The sequence below is a fragment of the Micromonospora sp. CPCC 205739 genome (genome assembly GCF_036906795.1).
Classification (GTDB): domain Bacteria; phylum Actinomycetota; class Actinomycetes; order Mycobacteriales; family Micromonosporaceae; genus Micromonospora.
The window spans coordinates 1-15,974 of record NZ_JBAKHS010000015.1; the positions used below are offsets into that span (position 1 = coordinate 1).

Genomic DNA, 15,974 nt, shown 5'->3' on the forward strand with positions numbered 1-15,974 from the left:
GACCACGGCGGCGCGCTCGTCCATGTCGGACTTCTTCGTCGCCGCGATGATCGCCTTCACGTTGCCGACCTGCTCGTCGCTGAGGTCGATGTGCGACTGGTTGCCCTGCACGCCGTGCGGGATCAGCTTGGCCTTGTCGACGGCCGGCTTGTCGGCCTGCACCGCGACGGCGAAGGGCCGGGTGTCGACGGTGTCGGTGGTGCCGTGGTTGAGCGGGCCGGCGGCGAGACCACCGGCGACGGCCAGACCAGCGATACCGAGAACGCTCTTACGCATGATCGTGTTCATCAGAGAAGCTCCAATGCGGGGGTCGGCACCACGCCTCGACTGGGGGGTCGAGCACGTGGGCAAGCACCACAACAAGGGCGCTCAACGTTCAAAGGGAAAAGTCTTCGGGTCCGGCAGGCTTCGCGAGCGGGGGGCTCGCGGCGCCGGGTTCAGGTGTAACGACCGGCGGCCCATCGTCATTCCGGGGCCCGCATCCCGGCCCGGCCACGTCATCAGGCCACGCGGGTTGCTGCTGCGATCGTCCAGGTGATGTAACGACCCGCCGCCCACCATCATTCCGGGGGCTCGCACCCCGGGCCGGCAGGGTTGCTGCTGCGGTCGTCCAGTGGATGTAACGACCCCGGCCCCGCCACCATTCCGCCCCTGGGGTGCCGCCGGTCACGGGACGATCCGGCACAGCAGCCCCCGCAGTCCGACATTCGGAAGCCCCGGGCCGGGCACCCGCCGCACATACCGCGCGACGGCATCCCGGTGGAGCCGACGGCGCCAAACCGGACAGCGGCCCCAGTCGGGCGGAACCCGAGCCTGACGGGGCCCAGGAGCAGCACCGACCGGGCGAGAGCCGGATGGCCACGACGCGCGAGGCAACGGCCGCGCCAGGGAACGGCAAGCGTGACTCCCGACACATACGATACGATCCGGTTCCGTATCGAAACTCGACGCCTTACGCTCGGCGCATTACGAGTCTGATCCGTATCGTATTTGTGCGGCACGGGAGCCCGGGGGAGAACCAGATACATGGAACCGCACGAGAACACGGGACACCCGAGGCGGTGGGCGATCCTCGCGGTGCTGGTGGTCAGCCTGCTCGTCGTCGTCCTCGACAACACCATCCTCAACGTCGCGCTGCGTACCCTCGCCGACCCGGTGCACGGCCTCGGCGCCAGCCAGGGCGAGCTGGAGTGGTCGATCAACTCCTACACGCTGGTCTTCGCCGGGCTGCTCTTCACCTTCGGCGTGCTCGGTGACCGCTTCGGCCGCCGCCGCTTCCTGGTGATCGGGCTCGCGCTCTTCGGCCTGGCGTCGCTGCTGTCGGCGTACGCGCAGGATCCCGGCCAGTTGATCGCGGCCCGCGCGCTGATGGGTGTCGGCGGCGCGGCGATCATGCCGGTGACCCTGTCGATCATCTCCAACGTCTTCGACCCCCGGGAACGGGGCCGGGCGATCGGCGTCTGGGCCGGCGCGGTCGGCCTCGCCGTGGCGATCGGCCCCATCCTGGGCGGCGCCCTGCTGGAGCACTACTGGTGGGGCTCGGTCTTCCTGATCAACGTGCCGGTGGTGGTGGCCTGCGTGGTCCTGGTGGCCCTGCTGGTGCCGGAGTCCCGGGACCCGCAGCCGGGCCGGGTGGACCTGCTCGGCGTCCTGCTGTCGGTGGTGGGTCTGGTCGCGCTGACCTACGGCATCATCGACGGCGGCGAGCACGGCTTCGACCGGCCGGTGGTGTGGGCGTCCGTCGCCGGCGGCCTGGCGGTGCTGGCCTGGTTCGTCGCCCACGAGCGGCGCAGCGACCACCCGTCGCTGGACGTCCGGCTGTTCCGGGTGCCGCGCTTCGCCGCGCCGGTGGCCATCGTCGGTCTGGTCTTCTTCGCCGCGATGGGCGTCATGTTCTTCAGCTCGTTCTACCTCCAGCTGGTCCGCGGCTACAGCCCGCTGGAGACCGGCCTGCTCTTCCTGCCCTTCGCCGCCGCCCAGCTGGTCTTCGCCCCGCGCAGCGCCGCCATGGTCGGCCGCTACGGCGGCAAGGCGGTCGCGGTGGTCGGGCTGACGCTGACCGTGGTGGCCCTGGGCGCGTTCGCCTTCGTCGACGCGAGCACGCCGATCTGGGTGGTGCTGGTGTTTTTCTTCCTCCAGGGCGCCGGGATGGCCAACATCATGCCGCCGGCCACCGAGTCGATCATGTCGGCGCTGCCCCGGGAGAAGGCCGGCGTGGGCTCGGCCGTCAGCAACACCGTGCGGCAGGTCGCCGGCGCGCTCGGCGTGGCCGTACTCGGCTCGGTGCTCTCCGCGGTCTACCGCGGGGACATCGCCTCGGCCGTCGACAGCCTCCCCGCCCCGGCCCGCGACGCCGCCAACGAGTCCATCTCCGGCGCGTACGCGGCGGCGGGCCAGCTCGGGCCGGCGGCGCCGAAGCTGATCGCGGCGGCCAACGACTCGTTCGTCTCGGCCATGCACTGGGCGGCGGCGCTCTCCGCGGTGGTGGCCGCCCTCGGCATCCTCATCGTGCTGCGGTGGATGCCGGGCCGGGCCGTGGGAGCGCCCGCCGCTGCGCCGGTGGTGGGCGAACCGGAGTTGGCCGGAACGGCATAGGTTCGGCGATAATGTCCGACATGACTTCCACCGCAGATGCTCCGCGGTCGCCCGGGCGACCGCGGAGCGTCCGCGCGGACGAGGCCATCATCGAGGCCACCCTCGATCTGCTCGCCGAGGGCAGCACCATCGAGGCGCTGTCGATCGAGGCGATCGCCAGCCGCGCCGGGGTCGGCAAGGCCACCATCTACCGGCGCTGGCCGGGCAAGGACGCGCTGTTGCTCGACGCGCTGCGCCGGCTCAAGGGGATCCTGCCGCAGCCGGCCGGGCACTCCGTCCGCGACGACCTGGTGCTGCTGGTCGGCGCGGTCGGGCACAACATCGACCCGCGCGCCGTGAAGATCATGCCGTGCCTGGTGCCCGAGGTGAACCGCAGCCCGGACCACTTCCAGCTCTACCAGAACATCATCGAGCCACGCCGGCAGCTGATGCGCGACGTGCTGCGGCGCGGAATCCGCACCGGCGAGCTCCGCGCGGACCTCGACGTCGAGGTGACGATGGCGCTGCTCACCGGGCCGATGCTCGTGCAGCGGATGCTGCGCTGGCACCCGGAACTGGACGACCGGATCCTTCCCGAGCGGATCGTCGACGGGGTGCTGGAGGGCATCCGGGCCCGCTGAAGGGTGCCTACCCGCTCGGTGCTCAGCTCGCGGGGGCGCGCAGCCGGTGCAGGCGCAGCGCCAGCTGCACCTCCAGCGCCCGCTCCGGCTTCTGCCAGTCCGCGCCGAGCAGCTGCCCGACCCGCTCCAGCCGCTGGGTCACCGTGTTGACGTGCACGTGCAGTTGCTCGGCGGCCCGGGCCAGGCTGCCGCCCACCCCGAAGTATGCCTCCAGCGTCCGCACCAGCGCGGTGCCGCGCCGCGCGTCGTAGTCGAGCACCGGCCCGACCGTCGCGGTCAGGAACCGGGCGACGTCCCGCTCGCCCTGGTCGCCCACCGTGCCGAGGAGCAGCCCGACGAAACCCAGCTCGGCGGTGCTCGCCCCCTCGCCGGCCCGGCCCAGCGCGCCGAGCGCGGTGAGGCAGCGGTCCGCCTCGGTGAACGTGGCGGCCAGCCCCGACGGCCCGGACGCCGGGCCGCTCGCCCCGGCGGTCACCGGGCGGCCGGTCACCCGGGACAGGTCCCGGGCCACCGCGCGGGCACTGCCGCCGGCGTCCCGGCCGGGCAGCATCAGCACCACCCGCCCGTCGCGCGCCGCGGCCAGGCCACCCCGGGTCGAGGCGTACGTGGTGGCCCAGGAGAGCACCCGCAGCCGGGCCGACCCGGTCGCCGCGATCGCGTCGTCGCCGACCGCCACCAGCACGTGCGGCGCGTCGAGGTCGACCCCGAGCCGGCGGGCCCGGTTGCGCAGCGCGTCGGTGTCCCGCAGCGGCCGGGCGATCAGGTCGTCGAGCAGCTCGCCGCGGACCCGTCCCTCGGCCTCGGCGACCGTGCGGCGGAACAGCAGCAGCAGCGCCGTCACCAGCGCGGCCCGCTCCAGGATGCGCTGGTCGGCGTCGACCAGGTCGTCGTCCGGGCGCAGCACCAGCGCGCCCAGATTCTCCGCGCCGGCGACCACCGCGGCGTACCAGAGCGGGCCCCGGCGCACGCTGCGCCCCTCGGTCCGCGACGCGGCCACCGCCTCCACCATGTCCGCCCGGTCCGGCTCCTCGATCTCACCGACCCGGGCCAGCAGCCGTCCCTCGGAGTCCAGCGCCAGCAGCGCCCCGCCGAGCACCTCGGTGACCGCCGCCGCCACGTCCTCCACCCCGCCGCCGCGCAGCACCAGCGCGGTCATCCGGTCGTGCGCGGCGGCGGCCCGCTCCACCGAGCTGCTGTGCGCCCGGATGGTGGTGTTGGCCGCGGAGAGCTCCTCCAGCGCCGAGCGGGTCTCGGCGAGCAGCCGCGCGGTGTCGATCGCCACCGCGGCGTGCGCGGCCAGCGACACCAGCAGGGCCACCTCCTCGCGGACGAACGGGCGCGCCGAGCGGTTCGCGGCGTAGAGGACGCCGATCGAGGTCGAACCGAGCCGCAGCGGCACCCCGAGGATGGCCACCAGCCCCTCCTCGCCCACCCCGGCGTCGATCTCGCCGGTGTGGTGGAAGCGGTCGTCCTCCGGATAGTTGGCCGTGACGTAGGGGGCGCCGGACTGGGCCACCAGACCGCCGAGACCGGCGCCCATCGGGAGCCGCAGCCGCTGGAACCGGGCCGAGACCGAGCCGTCGGTGACCCGCATGTAGGTGTCGCCGCGCTCGTCGTCGTTGAGGGTCATGTAGGCGACGTCGGCGCCGAGCAGGTGCCGGGCCCGGTGCACGATGGCCCGCAGCACGTCGTCCAGGTCGCGCAGCCCGGCCAGGTCGCTGACCGTGTCGTACAGCCCGGAGAGCTCGGTCTCCCGGCGGCGGCGGCGTTCCAGCAGCGCGCGGACGCGTAGCGCCACCGTCTTGGCCTGTTCGAGCTCGGCCAGCCGATCGGCGGGCAGTCCGGCGGCCCGGGCGGCGACCAGCGGGCCCTCGAACTCGACCGCCGCCGCCTCCCGGGCGAGCAGCTCCAGAAACTCGACCGGCGACGACATGACGCTCATTGTGCGGGCAGCCACTAGTTGGCCGTCCAGCCCCCGTCGAGGGCGATCGAGGCGCCGGTGATGAAGGCCGCCGGCGGCGAGCAGAGGTACGCCAGCAGTTCGGCCACCTCATCCGGCTCGATCAGCCGCTTGATCGCCGCCCGGGCCAGCATGATCTTCTCGATCACCTCGTCCTCGCCGATGCCGTGGGTGGCCGCCTGGTCGGCGATCTGGCTCTCCACCAGCGGGGTCCGCACGTACGCCGGGTTGATGCAGTTGGCGGTGACCCCGTGCGCCGCGCCCTCCAGGGCGACGACCTTGGACAGCCCCTCCAGGGCGTGCTTGGCCGAGACGTACGCCGCCTTGTACGGCGAGGCGCGCAGCCCGTGCACCGAGGAGATGTTGACGATCCGGCCCCAGCCCCGGGCGTACATGTGGGGCAGCGCCCGCCGGATGATCTGGAACGGCGCCTCCACCATCACCCGGTGCAGGTGGGAGAAGCGCTCGGTGGGGAAGTCCTGGACCGGCGCGACGTGCTGGAGCCCGGCGTTGTTGACCACGATGTCGACGTCGGTGTCGAGCCGGTCGACCGCCGCCAGGTCCGACAGGTCGACCCCCTCGGCGCGGGCGCCGGCCTCGACGGCGACCGCCTTGGCCGCGTCGAGGTTGCGGTCCACCACCAGCACCTTCGCCCCGGCCTCCGCCAGCCGCAGGGCGCACGCCCGGCCGATGCCACTGCCACCACCGGTCACCAGGGCGCTACGACCGGAGAGGTCGACGTGTACGACGTGGGGGACCGCCACGGGTTCTGCCGTCATGGCGCAAGAAGTTACGAGCTGTGTGGCCGGCGGCACATGGGGCAGCGACACATACTCGACCGCCGTTCTGTGTGGGCGTACCGGCATCGGCCTTACGCCGGTGTGGGGCGGGCGGAACTGTCGCTGGTCCGTGGCACGGTGACAACGTCCGGCCGGCCAACCCTGGCCGCCCCGGACGGCGGGAGGTGGCAGTGACGACACGCGTGCCGCCGGGCGGCCCCGACCAGGTCCCGGCCGGCCGGGCCGGCTTCTCGGCGATGCTGGTCCGCTGGCCGGGCGCCGGCGGGTGGGTCTTCGCCCCGGTGCCCGAGGAGCACGCGCCCGGCGCCGCCGGTCCGTTCGGCCGGGTCCCGGTGACCGCCACCGTGGACGGTCGCACCTGGTCCACCAGCGTCTGGCGGGACCGGTCGGCGGGCTGGCTGCTGGCGGTGCCGGCCCGGATCCGCGCCGGCAAGGACGACGGCGACGTCGTCACCGTCGTCGTGGAGGTCGACCACGCCCGGCTGTAGCGGCGTGGTGGGGAACACGCGTCGCCGCGCCGGTACGGCGGCGTGTCCCCCCGGGTGCCGTGCCGGGCCGACCAGTAGGGTGTCGAACACACGTACTGCTGGCGGCTGGGGGAGGAGGCGGCGTGCGCGTGCTCGGCGTCGACCCGGGGCTGACCCGGTGCGGAGTCGGCGTGGTCGAGGGCGTGCCGGGGCGGCCCTGCACCCTGATCGCCTACTACGTCGTCTACACCGATCCGGCCGACGAGCTGCCGCTGCGCCTGCTGCACCTGGACCGGTCGCTCACCGACCTGGTCACCGAGCACCGGCCGGACGCCGTCGCCGTCGAGCGGGTCTTCAGCCAGCACAACGTCCGCACGGTGATGGGCACCGCCCAGGCCAGCGGGATCGCCGTGCTCGCCGGGGCCCGCGCCGGGCTGCCGGTGCAGACGTACACCCCCAGCGAGGTGAAGGCGGCCGTGACCGGTTCCGGTCAGGCCGACAAGCGGCAGATGACGGCCATGGTGACCCGGCTGCTGCGGCTGCCCGAGCCGCCGAAGCCGGCCGACGCCGCCGACGCCCTGGCCCTGGCCATCTGTCACGTGTGGCGGGGCGGCACGCGGTCGAAGCTGGCCGCCGCCGCCGATCGGGTCCGACGAGGAGGAGCACGATGATCGCCAGCGTGCGCGGCACGGTGACCGCGACCGGTCCGGACCACGCGGTGGTGGAGGTGGGCGGGATCGGCCTGGCGGTGCAGTGCGCCCCGGGCACGCTCGCCGACCTGCGGGTCGGTCAGCCGGCCCGGCTCGCCACCAGCCTGGTCGTCCGGGAGGACTCGCTCACCCTCTACGGCTTCGCCGACGACGACGCCAAGCAGCTCTTCGAGCTGCTCCAGACGGCCAGCGGGGTGGGGCCCCGGCTGGCCCAGGCGGTGCTCGCCGTGCACACCCCGGACGCCGTCCGCAAGGCCATCGCCAACGCCGACACCGCCGCGCTGACCCGGGTACCGGGCATCGGCAAGAAGGGCGCGGAACGCCTGGTCCTGGAGCTGCGCGACCGGATCGGCCCGGTGCCGGTCGGCGCCGACGGCGCGGCCGGGGTCACCGCCGGCGCCTGGCCCGAGCAGGTCCGCCAGGCGCTGGTCGGGCTGGGCTGGACGGCCGGGCAGGCCGACCAGGCGGTGGCGGCGGTCGCGGAGACCGTCGACGGGCCGACCCCGCCGGTGCCGGTCCTGCTGAAGCAGGCGATCCGACTGCTGGGCCGCACCCGATGAGCGCGCCCACCGCACAGGCTCAGCGGACGGAGGTGGCCCGATGACCGGCGACGGTCTCGTCTCGGCGTACGTCAACGACGCCGAGCTGGACGCGGAGGCCAGCGTCCGGCCGAAGCGGCTGGCGGAGTTCATCGCCCAGCACCGGGTCCGCGACCAGCTCGACCTGCTGCTGCAGGGTGCGATGCGGCGCGGCTCCCCGCCGGACCACATCCTCCTGTCCGGGCCGCCTGGCCTCGGGAAAACCACGCTCGCCAACATCGTCGCCGCCGAGCTGGGCGCCGGCATCCGGGTGACCAGCGGTCCGGCGATCGAGCGCTCCGGTGACCTGGCGGCGATCCTGACCAGCCTCGCCGAGGGCGACGTGCTCTTCATCGACGAGATCCACCGGATCGCCAAGCCGGCCGAGGAGCTGCTCTACAGCGCGATGGAGGACTTCCGGGTCGACGTGGTGGTCGGCAAGGGACCCGGTGCCACCGCGATCCCGCTGGACGTGGAGCCGTTCACCCTGGTCGGCGCGACCACCCGGTCCGGGCTGCTGACCGGCCCGATGCGCGACCGGTTCGGCTTCGTCGCACACCTGGACTTCTACGCCCCGGCCGACCTGGAGGCGCTGCTGCACCGTTCGGCGCGGATCCTCGGCGTGCCGATCACCGACGACGGGGCGACCGAGATCGCCGGCCGCTCCCGGGGCACCCCCCGGATCGCCAACCGGCTGCTGCGCCGGGTCCGGGACTTCGCCGAGGTGCGGGCCGAGGGCGTGGTCACCCTGGAGACCGCACGGGCGGCCCTGACCGTGTACGACGTCGATGCGCTCGGCCTGGACCGGCTGGACCGGGCGGTGCTGACCGCCCTGGTCGACTCGTTCCGGGGTGGGCCGGTCGGGCTCTCCACCCTGGCCGTGGCGGTGGGGGAGCAGCCGGACACCGTCGAGGAGGTCTGCGAGCCGTTCCTGGTCCGGGCCGGACTGCTCGCCCGGACGCCGCGCGGGCGGGTCGCCACCGAGGCGGCCTGGCACCATCTGGGCCGTACGCCGCCAAATGGTACATTTGGTGCCGAGGCCCCTTCCGTGCCCGATCTGTTCTCCGCCGCACCGGATCAGCCGTGATGTGAACGTGATCTGTACCGCATTCGGCGTTCCCAGGTGCAGGGATTAGACTCGCCGCGGTCTGTACAGGACGTGAGAATCCGCCTCCGCTCCGGCACCCCTCGTGCCGAACCGGGGGCCAATGGGAAGGTCACACACCGTGGTTTACGCAGCAGCGGGCGGCGGGGGAGCCGGCGGTCTCACGCCGATCCTCATGATCGCCCTGCTCTTCGGCGTCATGTACTTCATGATGATCCGCCCGCAGCAGAAGCGGCGGCGCGAAGCCGAGGCCATGCAGTCCGCGCTGGCCCCGGGTGACGAGGTCGTCACCATCGGCGGGCTCTACGGCACGGTCACCGGTGTTGCCGACGACACCGTGCTGCTCGAGGTCGCCCCCGGCGTCCAGACCCGCTACGCCCGGCCGGCCATCGCCCGGGTGGTCAACCAGGCCGAGCGCACCGAGTCGACCGAGCCGGTCACCGAGGACGCGGCGGACGCCGTCAAGGAGTGAACGCCTCGCCCGCCCTCCCCTGGGGATCGGCGGGCGGAGCGTGACAACTGAACAGGTGGGTCGACGCCCGACGCCGGCACGCGCCCCGACCGACGCCCCCGCGTCGGTGGCGGTACGCCGTGCCGACCGGCGGGCGCCGGCCCCGGAGAGCTCGTCGGCCCGGACCCCGGGCCCGACGTTCGCCGCCCCCACCGGCGGCGCGACCGTTACAGGGAGACAGGACAGCCGTGGCACCACCTCAGGGACAGATGCGCCCCGGACGGCAGCTCGCCGTACTCGGGCTCATCTTCGTCGTCCTCTATCTTTTGGTGTTCTTCTCGGGCGGCGCCAGCGGCGGCTGGAAGGACCGGCTGGAGCCCCGGCTCGGCCTGGACCTGATCGGCGGCACCCGGCTCACGCTGGAGGCCACCAACAGCCTCGACGGCAAGCCCCCGACCTCGGAGAACCTCGAAGAGGCGCGCCAGATCATCGAGAGCCGGGTCAACGCCTACGGCGTGGCCGAGGCCGAGGTGGTCACCGAGGGCAACCGGAACATCGTCATCTCCCTGCCCGGTCAGAACCGTGAGCTGACCGACGTCGGCAGCGCCGCCGAGCTGCGCTTCCGCAAGGTCCTCAAGGCGGCGGACGGCAGCGGCGCGGCCGCCGCCCCGGCGGCGACCCCCGCCCCCTCCGGCAGCGCCTCCCCGGCGCCGTCGGGCAGCGCGTCGCCGAAGCCGTCGGGCAGCGCGTCGCCGAAGCCGTCGGGCAGCGGCGCGCCCAAGGCGACCTCGTCGCCGAGCGCCGGCGGTCAGGGCGGCGGCGCCCCCGCGCCGAGCGCCAGCGCCACTCCCTCCGCCCCGGCCTCGCCGAGCGCCCCCGCCGCGTCGCCGAGCGCCCCCGCCGCCCCGGTGCCGCAGAGCATCCAGGAGCAGCGCCAGGCCGTCGAGAAGAAGGTGGGACCGGCCGCCTGGGCCGCCGCGAGCGCGCTGCAGGCCCCGGCCGACCTCACCGCCGACCCGTCCCTGGCGGAGAAGCTCAAGCCGTTCGGCGCGCTCTCCCCGCAGGAGATCGCGGTGCTGACGCCGCAGATGCAGTTCAACGTCCCGACGATCACCTGCGCCCAGCTGGACGATCGGCCGGCCGCGTCGATCAAGGACGAGAAGCAGCAGGCGGTCGCCTGTGAGGACGGCGCCGCCAAGTACCTGCTCGACACGGCGAAGGTGGTCGGCACCGACGTCGACGACGCCAACGCGGTGCTCGACCAGACCAGCGCCTGGGTGGTCAGCCTCAACTTCACCGGCGACGGCCAGGAGAAGTGGACCAACCTGACCCGCGAGGCGTTCAACAACACCGGCGGCGCCTGCGACCAGACCGCGCTCGGCCAGGACGGCAAGTGCCGGGTGGCGGTCGTGCTGGACAACGAGATCGTCTCCTCCCCCGAGATCCAGGGCGTGCTGACCGGCGACTCGCAGATCACCGGCAACTTCAACAGCACCGACGCCAACAAGCTGGCCAGCCAGCTGCGCTACGGCGCGCTGCCGGTGACCTTCGAGCCGCAGGAGCAGCAGAACGTCACCGCCACCCTGGGCGACAGCCACCTGCGGGCCGGCCTGCTGGCCGCCGGTATCGGCATGCTGCTGGTCATCATCTACTCGTTCTTCTACTACCGCCTGCTGGGCTCGGTGATCTTCCTGAGCCTGGTGCTCTCGGCGGCGCTGGTCTTCGGCGCGCTGGTGGTGCTCGGCCGGCAGATCGGCTTCACCCTCACCCTCGCCGGCATCGCCGGCATGATCGTCTCGCTCGGTGTGGCGGCGGACTCCTTCGTCATCTACTTCGAGCGGCTCAAGGACGAGATCCGGGAGGGGCGCAGTCCGCGCAGCGCGGTGCCGCGTGCCTGGATCCGGGCCCGCCGGACGATCATCTCGGCGAACGCGATCACGCTGATGTCCGCCGTGGTCCTCTACGTCGTCTCGGTCGGCACGGTGAAGGGCTTCGCCTTCGCCCTCGGCCTGGCGACCGTGCTGGACCTGGTCGTGGTCTTCCTCTTCCGGCACCCGATCATGACGATGTTCGCCCGTACCCGGGCGTTCCTGTCCCCGCGGGTCAGCGGTCTCGGCCGGGCCCTGCCGGCCCGGTCGGCCGAGCAGGACTCGCCCCGCACCCCGCGCGTGAAGGAGGCCTGAGATGGCTAAGAGTGGTCTGGCGTCCCGGCTCTACCGGGGCGAGGCCGGTCTCAACATCGTCGGCCGGCGCAAGCTGTGGTTCGCCGTCGCGGGCGTGCTGGTGCTGATCGCACTGCTCAGCTTCGCGGTGCAGGGCTTCAAACTCGGCATCGAGTTCGCCGGCGGCAACTCGTTCCAGGTGCCGGCCAGCGTCGGCACCCTCGACCAGGCCGAGGAGAAGGTCGACGCGGCGCTCGCGGCCAAGGGCGGCGACGCCGAGGTGGTGACCGCGCAGAAGGTCGGCAGCACCAGCGGCGAGTACTACGAGCTGCGCACCTCGCAGCTCAGCCCGGCGCAGGCCACCGAGGTCAAGGCCGAGATGGCCCGGGAGTTCGGGATCAACGCCGACCAGATCAGCGGCAACCAGGTCAGCGAGGCGTGGGGTCAGCAGGTCACCTCGCGCGCCCTGCTCGGTCTGATCATCTTCGTCGCGGTGGTGGCCGTCTACCTGATCCTGCGCTTCGAGTGGCGGATGGCGGTCGCCGCGATCGTCTCGCTGTTCATGAACCTGATCCTCACCGCCGGCATCTACTCGCTGGTCGGCTTCGAGGTCACCCCGTCGACGATCATCGGCTTCCTGACGATCCTGGGCTTCGCGCTCTACGACGTGGTGGTGGTCTTCGACAAGGTGCAGGAGAACACCCGCGGCATCACGGCGAACAACAACCAGACGTACGGCGAGGCGTCCAACCTGGCGCTCAACCAGAGCCTGATGCGGTCGCTGAACACCTCGGTGGTCGCCCTGCTCCCCGTCGGCGGCCTGCTCTTCATCGGTGCCGGGCTGCTCGGCGCGGGCACCCTGAAGGACCTCGGTCTGGTGCTCTTCGTCGGTATGGCGGTGGCCTTCCTGACCTCGATCCTGCTGGCCACCCCGCTGCTGGTGCTGATGAAGAACTACGACCCGCGGATCCAGGCGCACAACAAGCGGGTGCTGGCCCGGCGGGGTGCGATGGCTCGGGGCGAGCTCGCCCCGAAGGGCGCGCCCCGCGCGGCCGAGGGCGGCGACGAGCCGATCGACGCCGAGGCGGCCGCCCTGGCCGGCTCCGCGCCGAAGGTGGGTGCCCGGCCCGCCGGCAAGCGTCCGACCGGCGCCCGGGGCGGCCGTCCCAGCGGCGGCGGCGGCAACCGGCCGGGCGGCGGCGCCAAGCGGCGCTGACCGGTCGGGAGCCACCCGGTAGGAATCGACCCGACGGCGTCCTTCATGCTGTGCGAGCGGCATGGAGGACGCCGTCGTCGTTGGAGGGAGCACCGTGACGCAGACCCACAGCACCGGGGCCCGGGGAGACAGCGGCCCGCAGGTCGCCCGGCTGGTGGCCAGCCGGGTGCTGGACGTGCCCGACTTCCCCAAGCCCGGCGTCATGTTCAAGGACCTGATGCCACTCTTCGCCGACGGTGACGTGTTCCGCGAGGTGATCGACGGGATCGTCGAGTACCACGGGCGTGACTCGTTCGACACCGTGGTCGGCATCGAGGCCCGCGGCTTCGTGATCGCCGCCGCCATCGCGTACGCCACCGGGGTCGGCGTGGTGCCGGTGCGCAAGGCCGGCAAGCTGCCCCGCGCCGCCTACTCCGCCTCGTACGCGCTGGAGTACGGCGAGGCGACCCTGGAGGTGCACCGGGACGCCTTCACCGCCGGGCACCGGGTGCTGGTGGTCGACGACGTGCTGGCCACCGGCGGCACCGCCGAGGCCACCCTCGACCTGGTCGAGCGGGCCGGTGGCACGGTGGCCGGGTTCACCGTCCTGCTGGAGCTGGGCTTCCTGGAGGGCCGCAAGAAGCTCGCCGGACGTCCGGTCCATGCCCTGCTGACCGTTTGATGCCGGCCCCGCCGGACGGACCCGGTGCGGACCGTCCGGCGGAGCGGCACCGCACCCACCGTGCGGGTAGCATTGCCCTTTGCTGACCGGGCGGGTCCCCGTCCGGCGGCGAAGGACCAGACCGGCCGGAGCTACGGTCGGTGTTTTCCGGCGAGCGGTGAGGAGGCCGGTGTCCCACGATGTCGTCCCTCCGGTGGAGGGCACGGTGCACCCGACAGGCGACGCTGACGGCTCGGTGGCCGACCGGAAGAGCAACCCGCCGGCCCGGACGGCAGGCGCCGTCGACGGCGTCGTCGTCGAGGCTGTCGACGCCGGCGCGACCGTGGTGCCGCTGCCGACCGACGGCGACCCCGCGCCGAGCGCGGGTTTCGCCCTCTCCAACGCGCCGACCGGCCGTCGGGTGCGGGCCCGGCTCGCCCGGTTCAACGCGCCCTGGCAGAGTTCGCAGGTCAGCGAGGTTCTGGAACCGCTGATCGCCACCCACCGGGACGCCCACCCCAAGGCCGACGCGCGGCTGCTGCAGCGCGCGTTCGACACCGCCGCCCGCTGGCACTCGGGTCAGTACCGCAAGTCCGGCGACCCGTACATCACCCACCCGCTGGCCGTGGCCACCATCCTGGCCAACCTGGGCATGGACACCACCACCCTGGTCGCGGCGCTGCTGCACGACACGATCGAGGACACCGAGTACACCCTCGACCAGATGCGCGCGGACTTCGGCCCGGAGGTCGCCCTCCTGGTCGACGGGGTGACCAAGCTCGACAAGGTCAAGCTCGGCGACGCGGCCAAGGCGGAGACCATCCGCAAGATGGTCGTGGCGATGGCGAAGGACCCCCGGGTCCTGGTGATCAAGCTGGCCGACCGGCTGCACAACATGCGCACCCTGACCTTCCTGCCCCGCCCCAAGCAGGAGCAGAAGGCCAAGGAGACGCTGGAGATCCTCGCCCCGCTGGCGCACCGCCTCGGTATGAACACGATCAAGTGGGAGCTGGAGGATCTCGCCTTCGGCACGCTGTTCCCGAAGCGGTACGAGGAGATCAACCGGCTGATCGGGGAGCACCAGCCGCAGCGCGAGGCGCTGCTGCGGCAGGTGACGCAGAAGGTGCAGACCGATCTGAAGGCCGCCAAGATCAAGGCGGAGACCACCGGCCGGCCGAAGCACCTCTACTCGATCTACCAGAAGATGATCGTGCGGGGCCGCGACTTCAACGACATCTACGACCTGGTGGGTGTGCGGATCCTGGTCGACACGGTGCGGGACTGCTACGCGGCGCTGGGGGTCATCCACGCCAACTGGCAGCCGGTGCCGGGCCGGTTCAAGGACTACATCGCCATGCCCAAGTTCAACATGTACCAGTCGTTGCACACGACGGTCATCGGGCCTACCGGCAAGCCGGTGGAGATGCAGATCCGCACGTACGCGATGCACCGCACCGCGGAGTTCGGCATCGCCGCGCACTGGAAGTACAAGGAGCACAAGGGCACCCAGATCGTCGGCCCGCCGGCGCACATCGACGAGATGACCTGGCTGCGCCAGCTGCTGGACTGGCAGCGGGAGGCGGCCGACCCGAGCGAGTTCCTCGACGCGCTGCGCTTCGACCTGTCCAGCCAGGAGGTGTACGTCTTCACCCCGAAGGGTGACGTCATCCCGCTGCCGACCGGGTCGACGCCGGTGGACTTCGCGTACGCGGTGCACACCGAGGTGGGCCACAAGTGCATCGGGGCGCGGGTCAACGGCAAGCTGGTGCCGCTGGAGTCGACGCTCTCCAACGGCGACGTGATCGAGATCTTCACGTCGAAGTCCGACACGGCCGGCCCGACACAGGACTGGCTGGGCTTCGTCAAGAGCCCGCGCGCCCGCACCAAGATCCGCCAGTACTTCAACAAGGAGCGGCGCGAGGAGGCGATCGAGGCCGGCAAGGACGCGATCGTCAAGGCGATGCGCAAGCAGGGCATGCCGTTGCAGCGGATGCTCACCTCGGACGCGCTGATGGCGATCGCCCGGGACCTGCACCTGGCCGACGTCGCCTCGCTCTACGCGGCGGTCGGTGACAGCCAGGTCTCCGCCCAGTCGGTGGTCCAGAAGCTGATGGCCACCTACGGCGGCGAGGAGGGCGCGGCGGAGGACATCGCCGAGACCGCCGTCGCCACCCGGCCGCCGCGCAGCCGGCAGAGCAGCGCGGACCCGGGCGTCGTCGTCCGGGGCGTCAGCGACGTCTGGATCAAGCTGGCCCGCTGCTGCACCCCGGTGCCGCCGGACGCGGTCTTCGGCTTCGTCACCCGCTCCGGCGGGGTGAGCGTGCACCGCGACGACTGCGCCAACGCCGAGGACCTGCGGGCCCAGAGCGAGCGGGTGGTCGAGGTCAGCTGGAAGCTCACCTCCGCCTCGACGTTCCTGGTCGCGATACAGGTCGAGGCGCTGGACCGGCACAAGCTGCTCGCGGACGTCACCCGGGTGCTCTCCGACGAGCGGGTCAACATCCTCTCCGCCACCGTCACCACCACCCGGGACCGGGTGGCGGTGAGCCGGTTCAGCTTCGAGATGGCCGACCCGAAGCACCTGGGCCACCTGCTGGCCGCGGTCCGCAAGGTCGACGGCGTCTTCGACGCGTACCGGGTCACCTCGGGGGCCTGAGGCAGCGTACGAGA

At 72.6% G+C, this 15,974-nt stretch carries 13 protein-coding genes and 1 pseudogene; 11 read left to right on the forward strand and 3 right to left on the reverse strand.

Annotation, left to right across the window (positions count from 1 at the left end):
- Positions 1-288 (reverse strand): annotated as a pseudogene (locus V6U88_RS20810) (hypothetical protein); the annotation flags it as partial.
- A 738-nt stretch (positions 289-1,026) separates the two neighbouring features.
- On the opposite strand from V6U88_RS20810, the gene V6U88_RS20815 reads away from it, so the two are divergent.
- Both V6U88_RS20815 and V6U88_RS20820 read left to right on the forward strand, forming a co-directional pair.
- Positions 1,027-2,595, forward strand: coding sequence for an MFS transporter (locus V6U88_RS20815; RefSeq protein ID WP_334455360.1), 1,569 nt, complete (start codon positions 1,027-1,029; stop codon positions 2,593-2,595).
- Positions 2,596-2,606: 11 nt separating this feature from the next.
- Positions 2,607-3,215 carry a TetR/AcrR family transcriptional regulator gene (locus V6U88_RS20820; protein ID WP_334455361.1) on the forward strand — a complete coding sequence of 203 codons (609 nt, stop codon included), beginning with the start codon at positions 2,607-2,609 and terminating at the stop codon, positions 3,213-3,215.
- Between the two features lie 22 nt (positions 3,216-3,237).
- Here V6U88_RS20820 and V6U88_RS20825 read toward each other — a convergent pair whose 3' ends face one another.
- Entirely contained in the window at positions 3,238-5,157 is a 1,920-nt protein-coding gene (locus V6U88_RS20825; RefSeq protein WP_334455362.1) for a helix-turn-helix domain-containing protein, read from the reverse strand.
- Positions 5,158-5,171: 14 nt separating this feature from the next.
- Positions 5,172-5,954, reverse strand: a complete 783-nt coding sequence (locus tag V6U88_RS20830; protein WP_334455364.1) for a 3-hydroxybutyrate dehydrogenase — start codon at positions 5,952-5,954, stop codon at positions 5,172-5,174.
- A 191-nt stretch (positions 5,955-6,145) separates the two neighbouring features.
- Between V6U88_RS20830 and V6U88_RS20835 the strand changes: the two genes are divergently transcribed.
- The 9 genes from V6U88_RS20835 to V6U88_RS20875 all read left to right on the forward strand — a co-directional run bounded on the left by V6U88_RS20835 (position 6,146) and on the right by V6U88_RS20875 (position 15,960).
- Positions 6,146-6,463, forward strand: coding sequence for a DUF1905 domain-containing protein (locus V6U88_RS20835; RefSeq protein WP_334455365.1), 318 nt, complete (start codon positions 6,146-6,148; stop codon positions 6,461-6,463).
- Between the two features lie 122 nt (positions 6,464-6,585).
- Positions 6,586-7,113: a crossover junction endodeoxyribonuclease RuvC gene (ruvC, locus tag V6U88_RS20840; RefSeq protein ID WP_334455366.1), complete on the forward strand. Its 528-nt coding sequence runs from the start codon at positions 6,586-6,588 to the stop codon at positions 7,111-7,113.
- Positions 7,110-7,712 carry a Holliday junction branch migration protein RuvA gene (gene ruvA / locus V6U88_RS20845; protein ID WP_334455367.1) on the forward strand — a complete coding sequence of 201 codons (603 nt, stop codon included), beginning with the start codon at positions 7,110-7,112 and terminating at the stop codon, positions 7,710-7,712. Before ruvC ends, ruvA begins: the two co-directional genes overlap by 4 nt.
- Before the next feature lie 40 nt (positions 7,713-7,752).
- Positions 7,753-8,817 carry a Holliday junction branch migration DNA helicase RuvB gene (gene ruvB, locus V6U88_RS20850; RefSeq protein ID WP_334455369.1) on the forward strand — a complete coding sequence of 355 codons (1,065 nt, stop codon included), beginning with the start codon at positions 7,753-7,755 and terminating at the stop codon, positions 8,815-8,817.
- 121 nt (positions 8,818-8,938) lie between these two features.
- On the forward strand, positions 8,939-9,307 hold the full coding sequence (gene yajC / locus V6U88_RS20855; RefSeq protein ID WP_442934667.1) for a preprotein translocase subunit YajC: 369 nt from the start codon (positions 8,939-8,941) through the stop codon (positions 9,305-9,307).
- A gap of 227 nt (positions 9,308-9,534) precedes the next feature.
- Positions 9,535-11,469, forward strand: a complete 1,935-nt coding sequence (gene secD, locus V6U88_RS20860) for a protein translocase subunit SecD (protein ID WP_334455372.1) — start codon at positions 9,535-9,537, stop codon at positions 11,467-11,469.
- Between the two features lies 1 nt (position 11,470).
- Positions 11,471-12,664, forward strand: a complete 1,194-nt coding sequence (gene secF, locus V6U88_RS20865) for a protein translocase subunit SecF (RefSeq protein WP_334455373.1) — start codon at positions 11,471-11,473, stop codon at positions 12,662-12,664.
- A 94-nt stretch (positions 12,665-12,758) separates the two neighbouring features.
- Complete coding sequence (locus tag V6U88_RS20870) at positions 12,759-13,325, forward strand: adenine phosphoribosyltransferase (RefSeq protein WP_334455374.1); 567 nt, start codon at positions 12,759-12,761, stop codon at positions 13,323-13,325.
- A 169-nt stretch (positions 13,326-13,494) separates the two neighbouring features.
- Entirely contained in the window at positions 13,495-15,960 is a 2,466-nt protein-coding gene (locus V6U88_RS20875) for a RelA/SpoT family protein (protein WP_442934668.1), read from the forward strand.
- The last annotated feature ends 14 nt before the right edge of the window (positions 15,961-15,974 follow it).

What these genes read in the sequence shown, in the direction of transcription:
- V6U88_RS20815 (WP_334455360.1), top strand. Translation starts at nt 1,027, where the DNA reads ATGGAACCGCACGAGAACACGGGACACCCGAGGCGGTGGGCGATCCTC.
- V6U88_RS20820 (WP_334455361.1), top strand. Translation starts at nt 2,607, where the DNA reads ATGTCCGACATGACTTCCACCGCAGATGCTCCGCGGTCGCCCGGGCGA.
- V6U88_RS20825 (WP_334455362.1), bottom strand. Translation starts at nt 5,157, where the DNA reads ATGAGCGTCATGTCGTCGCCGGTCGAGTTTCTGGAGCTGCTCGCCCGG.
- V6U88_RS20830 (WP_334455364.1), bottom strand. Translation starts at nt 5,954, where the DNA reads ATGACGGCAGAACCCGTGGCGGTCCCCCACGTCGTACACGTCGACCTC.
- ruvA (WP_334455367.1), top strand. Translation starts at nt 7,110, where the DNA reads ATGATCGCCAGCGTGCGCGGCACGGTGACCGCGACCGGTCCGGACCAC.
- ruvB (WP_334455369.1), top strand. Translation starts at nt 7,753, where the DNA reads ATGACCGGCGACGGTCTCGTCTCGGCGTACGTCAACGACGCCGAGCTG.
- yajC (WP_442934667.1), top strand. Translation starts at nt 8,939, where the DNA reads ATGGGAAGGTCACACACCGTGGTTTACGCAGCAGCGGGCGGCGGGGGA.
- secF (WP_334455373.1), top strand. Translation starts at nt 11,471, where the DNA reads ATGGCTAAGAGTGGTCTGGCGTCCCGGCTCTACCGGGGCGAGGCCGGT.